This is a genomic window from Boseongicola sp., from assembly GCF_057460485.1.
On record NZ_JBVCWP010000180.1, the window covers coordinates 1 to 7,687 of the forward strand.

At 56.9% G+C, this 7,687-nt stretch carries 8 protein-coding genes; 7 read left to right on the plus strand and 1 reads right to left on the minus strand.

Annotated features, from left to right (window positions below):
• The 5 genes from AC221Y_RS16850 to AC221Y_RS16870 form a co-directional block, all read left to right on the plus strand.
• On the plus strand, nucleotides 1-1,296 hold a 1,296-nt coding region (locus AC221Y_RS16850; RefSeq protein WP_486707806.1), incomplete at its 5' end, for a 30S ribosomal protein S1.
• A 331-nt stretch (nucleotides 1,297-1,627) separates the two neighbouring features.
• Nucleotides 1,628-1,909 carry an integration host factor subunit beta gene (gene ihfB, locus AC221Y_RS16855; protein ID WP_299748371.1) on the plus strand — a complete coding sequence of 94 codons (282 nt, stop codon included), beginning with the start codon at nucleotides 1,628-1,630 and terminating at the stop codon, nucleotides 1,907-1,909.
• A gap of 13 nt (nucleotides 1,910-1,922) precedes the next feature.
• Nucleotides 1,923-2,267 (plus strand): LapA family protein, encoded by a 345-nt coding sequence (locus tag AC221Y_RS16860; RefSeq protein WP_299748368.1) that lies wholly within the window; start codon nucleotides 1,923-1,925, stop codon nucleotides 2,265-2,267.
• A 25-nt stretch (nucleotides 2,268-2,292) separates the two neighbouring features.
• Nucleotides 2,293-2,934, plus strand: coding sequence for a phosphoribosylanthranilate isomerase (locus AC221Y_RS16865; protein ID WP_486707807.1), 642 nt, complete (start codon nucleotides 2,293-2,295; stop codon nucleotides 2,932-2,934).
• Nucleotides 2,931-3,377, plus strand: coding sequence for a GNAT family N-acetyltransferase (locus tag AC221Y_RS16870; RefSeq protein ID WP_486707808.1), 447 nt, complete (start codon nucleotides 2,931-2,933; stop codon nucleotides 3,375-3,377). The genes AC221Y_RS16865 and AC221Y_RS16870 overlap by 4 nt, the downstream gene beginning before the upstream one ends.
• 68 nt (nucleotides 3,378-3,445) lie before the next feature.
• On the opposite strand, the gene AC221Y_RS16875 is transcribed toward AC221Y_RS16870, so the two are convergent.
• Nucleotides 3,446-5,590, minus strand: a complete 2,145-nt coding sequence (locus tag AC221Y_RS16875; protein ID WP_486707809.1) for a transglycosylase domain-containing protein — start codon at nucleotides 5,588-5,590, stop codon at nucleotides 3,446-3,448.
• A gap of 263 nt (nucleotides 5,591-5,853) precedes the next feature.
• Here AC221Y_RS16875 and AC221Y_RS16880 point away from each other — a divergent pair, with 263 nt between their 5' ends.
• Nucleotides 5,854-6,192, plus strand: a complete 339-nt coding sequence (locus AC221Y_RS16880; protein WP_299752299.1) for a P-II family nitrogen regulator — start codon at nucleotides 5,854-5,856, stop codon at nucleotides 6,190-6,192.
• A 25-nt stretch (nucleotides 6,193-6,217) separates the two neighbouring features.
• On the plus strand, nucleotides 6,218-7,531 hold the full coding sequence (locus AC221Y_RS16885) for an ammonium transporter (protein ID WP_299752296.1): 1,314 nt from the start codon (nucleotides 6,218-6,220) through the stop codon (nucleotides 7,529-7,531).
• Nucleotides 7,532-7,687: the final 156 nt, after the last annotated feature.

A 7,687-nucleotide genomic window follows, 5' to 3' on the forward strand; every position in this document is an offset into this window, starting at 1 on the left:
CTTGGCGGCGCGGTTGCGTTCCTTCCGGGCTCTCAAGTGGACGTTCGTCCGGTTCGCGATGCTGGCCCATTGATGGGTCTGAAGCAGCCGTTCCAAATCCTGAAAATGGACCGCCGTCGCGGCAACATCGTTGTTTCGCGTCGTGCTATTCTTGAAGAGAGCCGTGCAGAACAGCGCGCGGAAGTCATCGCGAATACCACCGAAGGCGATGCCGTTGACGGTGTGGTCAAGAACATCACCGAATATGGTGCGTTCGTTGATCTCGGCGGTGTTGACGGTCTGTTGCACGTGACTGATATGGCATGGCGTCGTGTGAACCACCCTTCCGAGATCGTACAGATCGGTGAGACGGTTAAGGTTCAGATCATCAAGATCAACAAAGAGACCCACCGTATCAGCCTTGGCATGAAGCAACTGCAGGACGATCCTTGGGATGCTGTTGAAGCGAAGTATTCGCTTGGTACGACACATCAGGGCCGCGTGACGAACATCACCGATTACGGCGCATTCGTTGAGCTGGAAGCCGGTGTTGAAGGTCTGGTCCACGTTTCAGAAATGTCCTGGACGAAGAAGAACGTTCATCCGGGCAAAATTGTTTCGACCTCTCAGGAAGTCGAAGTGATGGTTCTGGAAATCGACAGTGCGAAACGTCGTGTTTCGCTTGGTTTGAAGCAGACAATGCGCAACCCATGGGAAGTATTCGCGGAAGCCAACCCTGTTGGTCAGAACGTCGAAGGCGAAGTGAAGAACATCACGGAGTTCGGTTTGTTCATCGGCCTTGAGAACGATATCGACGGCATGGTTCACCTTTCGGACCTCAGCTGGGATCAGCGCGGCGAAGATGCGATCCAGGACTTCCGCAAGGGCGACACGGTGAAGGCCGTTGTTACCGAAGTGGACGTCGAGAAAGAGCGTATCTCTCTGAGCGTCAAAGCGCTTGATGACAGCTTCACCGAAGTTGTTGACGGCGTGAAGCGCGGTTCGATCATCACGGTTGTTGTGACGTCAATCGAAGATGGTGGCGTCGAGGTTGAATACGAAGGCATGAAGTCATTCATTCGTCGCTCCGACCTTAGCCGTGACCGTGCAGAGCAGCGCCCTGACCGGTTTGCAGTTGGCAACAAGGTTGACGTGCGCGTCACGAATGTTGACGCGAAGACCCGCCGTTTGGGTCTTTCGATCAAAGCACGCGAGATCGCAGAAGAGAAAGAGGCCGTCGAACAGTATGGTTCTTCCAGCTCGGGCGCATCGCTTGGTGACATCCTTGGCGCCGCTCTGAAGGGTGACGAAAAGTAAGACTTGCCCCGTGCTATGGGACAGTGAAGCCCGCGGTTTTTTCCGCGGGCTTTTTGCATTTTGGGAGCCTGTCCAGAGGGCGATGTATGCGCCTTCGGCCACGAATCGGATTGCTTGCCGCATCGCAGAAAAAACGCCTGCGCAATTTTCGAACCCGGCGAAATCACGAATGGTTCGCGTTTTCTCCCCCTTTTCAGGGCGATAGAGCAATATTTCGGCGCAATTGAGATGCCATATTGGTTTTTTCTGCTGCGTTTTGTGCCTATAGTCATGAGATACACCGCGTCCGGTAGAGACGCGGATTAATTCAAAACAACCTTCGGGGGGAAATATGATCAGATCAGAACTGGTCCAAAAGATTGCAGACGAGAACCCCCACCTTTATCAGCGCGACGTCGAACGTATTGTGTCGACGATTTTCGACGAGATTATTGATACTATGGCACGCGGTGACCGGGTTGAGTTGCGCGGCTTTGGTGCATTTTCAGTCAAAAAGCGGGATGCCCGCGTCGGGCGTAATCCGCGTACCGGTGATAGCGTTCAGGTGGAAGAAAAACACGTGCCATTCTTTAAGACCGGCAAACTTCTTCGAGATCGTTTAAACGGAAAATAGGGCAGAGGTGTCCATGCGATACTTACGCTACGGTATTTTGGCCGCACTTGCGATTGTCATGGTGACAATCGCAATTGCAAACCGAGGCCCCATCACGCTTCGGCTTTTGCCGGGGGAATTGACCGGCTTGTTCGGTTTTTCCTGGCAGATTACGTTGCCAGTTTTCGTTGTCTTGCTGATTGCTGTGATGTTTGGTGTGGTGCTTGGGTTCGTCTGGGAATGGATCCGGGAACACAAGTATCGCCGGGATGCTGTTGTTGAGCGGCGGTCGCGTGAACATCTTGAAAAAGAGCTGGGTGCGTCCGGAAAATCTCCGAAGTCGGGCGATGATGTGCTTGCTCTGCTTGAGAGCCGCTAGAGGCTCGGAAAGTTACATTTCCTGAATGACCCGTAGAACGCGAACGAAAATCTGTGGCTTGTCCACACCTGAGACTGCGGCTGCCGCGGTTGAGGCCGGTGCGGCCTTTGTTGGCTTTGTCTTTTTCGACAAATCTCCGCGGAATGTGTCGGTTGAGCAGGCGATGGCGCTTGCCTTGGCAATCCCACCCGGTGTGGTGAAGGTTGCATTGACGGTGAACGCAAGCGATGCGCTGTTAACCAAGCTTACAGAGAAAGTTGCGCTTGATATGCTGCAGCTTCACGGCAACGAGAGCCTTGAGCGGGTGGCTGATGTGCAGGCGCGTTTTCGTTTGCCGGTAATGAAGGCGCTCGGTGTTGCCGACGAAAGCGATCTATTGGCGGTTGAGGCTTATGCCGCGGTGGCGGACCAAATTCTGATTGATGCCAAGCCACCGAAAAATTCGGTTTTGCCGGGGGGCAATGGTCTTGCGTTTGACTGGCGGTTGATGGCCGGACGGCGGTTTGCGTGCCCTTGGATGCTTGCAGGCGGATTGACGCCGGAGAATGTCGCCGAGGCGATTTCTTTAACGGGCGCGCGTCAGGTGGATGTGTCGTCGGGGGTCGAGAGCTCTCCGGGGGTGAAGGACATTGCGGCGATCAGTGCATTTATCGAGGCCGCTGGGTGAGCGCTGTGTTTCGCGTGGCGGGGCGCCGGGACGTTGGCGCGGCAGTCGAGTTGTTGCGCGATGACGGGCTGGGACAAACCCGTGAGACGGCAGCACCCGAGGCTTATCTGGCGGCATTTGCCGAGATGATGGCTGTGCCGGGCAATCGGCTGATTGTCGGCGAGCGCGACGGCGAGATCGTTGCGACCTATCAGATCACGATTATCCCTGGGATTTCGTTGGCGGGCGCGCGGCGTGCCCAAATCGAGGGGGTGCGTGTGGCGTCCGGGGTGCGTGGGCAGGGGGTTGGCGCGCTTTTGATTTCGGACGCCGAGGCGCGATCGCGTGCGGCGGGAGCGGTTTTGTTGCAGCTAACGATGAACCAAAGCCGCGAGGACTCCCGGCGATTTTATGAGCGTGAAGGCTTTGTGGCGAGCCACTTCGGGTTCAAGAAATCGCTTTGAGGCCGGGTGCGGCCTCTGGAGAGCTTTAATCAGAACGAAGCGGATTTGCGGCGGTTGGTCTGAGGGGATCAGTTGCCGAAGATTTCGTTCAGGACGTTGAGGATGACGCGCTCCACGGTGTTGCCGCTGCCGGAGGTTGCTCCACGTCTTGGGCGTTGTTCTGTCGCGATCGGAGGCGCGGGGCCGGGGGAGGTCATGGGGAGGTCTCGTACTGGCAGGCCTTCGTGGACGCGGGTCATGGTTTCGCGCCAGATCTCAGCTGGCAGACCGCCGCCCGTGACGCCGGACAGTGGCGTGTTGTCGTCATAGCCCATCCAGATGCCTGCAACATAGTCTGCGGTGAAGCCGATGAACCATGCGTCGCGCGCGGCTTGCGTTGTGCCGGTTTTTCCGGCGGAGGGGCGATCGGCGAGGCGGGCCCGGGTGCCTGTGCCTCGGGTGATGACTTCACTCATCATATAGGTGAGGTCGCGGGCCGCCTTTTCGGTTATGACGCGCTCGCCAATGCCGCCTTCTTGCGCCAAAAGCGGGTCGCTGTCGCCCTTGAGGCTAAGTTCCACGAGGCCATAGGGCGAAACGGACGAGCCACCGTTCAGGATTCCCGCATAGGCGCCGGTCATTTCCAAAAGTGTCGATTCAGACGTGCCAAGTGCCAGGGCGGGGCCAACAGCAAGGTCACTTTCGATGCCGAAATCGGAGGCGATTTTCACGACGGCTTCGCGGCCGACGCGATCGAAGACTTTCACGGCTGGAATGTTCAGTGATTGCGCGAGAGCTTCGGTGAGAGTGACCAAGCCCTTGTAATCTCGCGTGTAATTCGAGGGGCACCATTGGCCTGAGCCGGGGACGTCCATGCAGAGGGGGGCGTCTGTTACGGTATCATTGGGCGAATAGCCAAGGTCGAGGGCGGCGCCGTAGACGAAGGGTTTGAAAGCCGAGCCGGTTTGCCGTTTGGCTTGTATGGCGCGGTTAAACTGGCCCGCAATGCCACGGAATTTGCGCCCGCCGACCATGGCGCGGACGGCACCGTCGGCGCTCATGACGACGATTGCGGCCTGGGCTTCGCTGCCTTGACGGACTTTGTTGTCGAAGACCCACTGAAGAGCTTCTTCCGCGGAATTCTGGATGTTCTGGTCGAAGGTCGTGCGGATGACGACGTCTTCTGTCGTATCTTCGGTCAGGAAGGCAGGGCCCTGATCCATGACCCAATCGGCGAAATATCCGCCCGCGCGGGCTTCGGCGGCCTCAGAAAGCTCGGCCGGGTTATCGCGGGCGAAGCGGGCTTCGTCTGCGGTCAGGATGTTCTGATTTTCCATCAACCCGATGATCAGGTTCGCGCGATCGCGGGATCGTTGGAGGTTTGCGGTGGGCGCGTAGCGTGTTGGCGCTACAAGGAGGCCTGCGAGCATGGCGGCTTCGGAGGGCAGAATTTCGTTGGCAGAGCGGCCGAAGTAACGTTGCGCGGCGGCCTCGAACCCGCGTGAGCCTGCTCCGAGGTAGGCGCGGTTCAGGTAGATCGTGAGGATGTCGTCTTTGGAATAGCGGAGTTCCATCGCCATGGAATAGACGGCTTCTTTCAGCTTGCGTGTAAGCGTGCCGCGGCGGCAGTCGGTTTCGTATTCAGCTTCGGTCAAGCCTGCTGCCGGATCGAAAGGGCTGCCGAGGCAAAGTAGCTTTGCGGTTTGTTGGGTAATGGTCGAGCCGCCGTGGCCCGACAGTGGGCCGCGTCCTTCGGACAGGTTGATGCGGACAGCGCTTGCGATGCCGCGCGGAGAGAGGCCGAAGTGGTCGTAAAAGCGGCGGTCTTCGGTTGCAATGATTGCGTTCTTCAGAAAAGGCGAAACGGTTTGCGCCGTGATCTGGCCGCCGAATTGTTCGCCGCGCCATGCAAAGACCTGTCCGGTGCGATCAAGCATCGTGACCGAGCCTCGGGCGCGACCATCGAGGAGGTTTGTGATGGGCGGCAGCGTTGCGGCATAGAAGATAACCGCGCCACCGATAAGCATGGTGGCTATTGCAGTGACGCGCCACCCGATGCCCCAGACAAGGCGCACAAGCGCGCGAAACAGCCAGACGAACGGGTTTCGGGACCGGACGCGTTGCGCCGGTTTCTTGCGTGTTGCCTTTGTTTTACGGGGCTTTGCTGCGGTTGCTTTTTTTGCGCTTCGTTTATCTGCAATCAACGGCGGACGCCCTCTGCCCGTGCCACTCATACTCTTTGGGTCCAATGCTGCTCTGCTTCTAACATAGGGACTGCTTTAGTGAATGTGGAGTGGGATTTCTGTGCAGATCGCGATGACATGACTTTGCCATCCGCCTAAAAATTAATCTAAAGTACTAATTTGCGCAAAAATTGTGCAACTATGTCCCTTTTGCCCTGCCATCAGCCCCCTGCTTCCTTGCCGCCGCGCCGCAGCAAGGTTCTTTGACGTCCCGTAATGCGGGCGAAGGGGTCCGCTTAGTCGGAAGGGGAACGATGAAACTTATCATTGCAGCAATTAAGCCGTTCAAGCTTGAGGAGGTGCGCGAGGCGCTCACGTCCATCGGGGTGCGCGGTATGATGGTGACTGAGATTAAGGGCTTCGGCTCGCAGTCGGGTCATACGGAGATCTATCGCGGCGCAGAATACGCCGTGAATTTTGTGCCGAAGGTCAAAATTGAAATTGTGGTCGCTACCAGTATGGCTGACCAAGTCGTCGAGACAATCGCAACCACGGCCAAGACCGACAAAATCGGTGACGGCAAGATCTTCGTTCTCGATGTGCAAAGCGCTGTGCGCGTTCGCACCGGCGAGACGAATGATGACGCAATCTAATCCACGCAGAAAGGGATTTACTCAGATGAACTATAAGACACTCATATCTGCGTCGGCTGGAGCTGCTTTGCTGCCAACGTTCGCACTGGCACAGGATGCTGCGCCAGACATTCAACCGTATATTCTCACGACACTTTTGTTTCTTGTTGGTGGTTTCCTTGTTTTCTGGATGGCCGCTGGTTTTGCGATGCTTGAGGCAGGGCTTGTGCGTTCGAAGAACGTCACAATGCAGCTGACTAAGAATATAGCGCTCTTTTCGATCGCGTCGATTATGTACTGGTTGATCGGCTTTAACCTGATGTACCCTGGCGATGGCTGGTGGGTATCGGGCTGGATGGGTCCGTGGTTCTCGATCACCGCGCTTGAGCCAGTTGGTCTGGCGGCTGCGGATGCGTCGCTTGATTATGCGTCCGTTGGTTCCGACTTCTTCTTCCAGCTGATGTTTGTGGCAGCGACTGCGTCGATCGTTTCGGGTGTTTTGGCGGAGCGTATCAAGCTGTGGCCATTCCTGATCTTCGTCACGGTCCTGACCGGTGTCATGTATCCGATCTCGGGTTCCTGGCAGTGGGGCGGCGGCTGGCTTTCTGAGATGGGTTTCTCGGACTTCGCTGGTTCGACGATTGTTCACTCGGTCGGTGGTTGGGCTGCTTTGGCTGGTGCGCTGGTGCTTGGTGCGCGACTTGGCAAATACAAGGACGGTAAGGTCATTCCGATGCCTGGTTCGAACCTGGCGCTGGCGACTTTGGGTACGTTCATCCTGTGGCTTGGTTGGTTCGGCTTTAACGGTGGTTCGCAGCTTGCGGCCGGTACAGTTGGCGACATCACAGACATCTCGCGGATCTTTGCCAACACCAACATGGCTGCTGCTGCCGGTGCGATCGCCGCGCTGGTCCTGACGCAGATCATGTACAAGAAGGTTGATCTTACGATGGTTCTGAACGGAGCGCTTGCCGGTCTGGTGTCCATCACGGCTGAGCCGCTAGCCCCGACTTTGTTTGGTGCGCTTTGGATCGGTGCTGTCGGCGGTGTGATCGTGGTCTTTGCGGTTCCGTTCCTCGACAAGCTGAAGATCGACGATGTGGTCGGTGCTATCCCGGTTCACCTGTTCGCAGGTATCTGGGGCACCATCGCGGTTGTCTTTTACAATGGCGATGCGAGCCTTGTGACACAGATCACCGGTATCATTGCTTACGGCGTGTTCACCTTCGTGGTCAGCTACATCCTTTGGATGGTGCTGAAGGGCGTGATGGGCATCCGGGTGAGCGAAGAAGCGGAAATCCAGGGCCTCGATACATCCGAGCTTGGTATGGAAGCCTACCCAGACTTCTCGAAAGGCTGATCCTCCCTTCTTTTCAGCTAAAGAGTGACTTGCCCGGGCGTTCGCGCCCGGGCTTTTTCGTTTGTAACCCATATGAATGTGGCGGACGTGCGGCTGAAATATGGCGTAAACGCCCAGATTGCGCCCTAAAATGGCCATAGAGATAATCTATAAAAG

Bases quoted from the DNA above. Each gene is read 5' to 3' on its own strand.
- AC221Y_RS16865 (WP_486707807.1), top strand. From the start codon at position 2,293: ATGACCCGTAGAACGCGAACGAAAATCTGTGGCTTGTCCACACCTGAG.
- AC221Y_RS16860 (WP_299748368.1), top strand. From the start codon at position 1,923: ATGCGATACTTACGCTACGGTATTTTGGCCGCACTTGCGATTGTCATG.
- AC221Y_RS16875 (WP_486707809.1), bottom strand. From the start codon at position 5,590: ATGAGTGGCACGGGCAGAGGGCGTCCGCCGTTGATTGCAGATAAACGA.
- AC221Y_RS16885 (WP_299752296.1), top strand. From the start codon at position 6,218: ATGAACTATAAGACACTCATATCTGCGTCGGCTGGAGCTGCTTTGCTG.
- ihfB (WP_299748371.1), top strand. From the start codon at position 1,628: ATGATCAGATCAGAACTGGTCCAAAAGATTGCAGACGAGAACCCCCAC.
- AC221Y_RS16880 (WP_299752299.1), top strand. From the start codon at position 5,854: ATGAAACTTATCATTGCAGCAATTAAGCCGTTCAAGCTTGAGGAGGTG.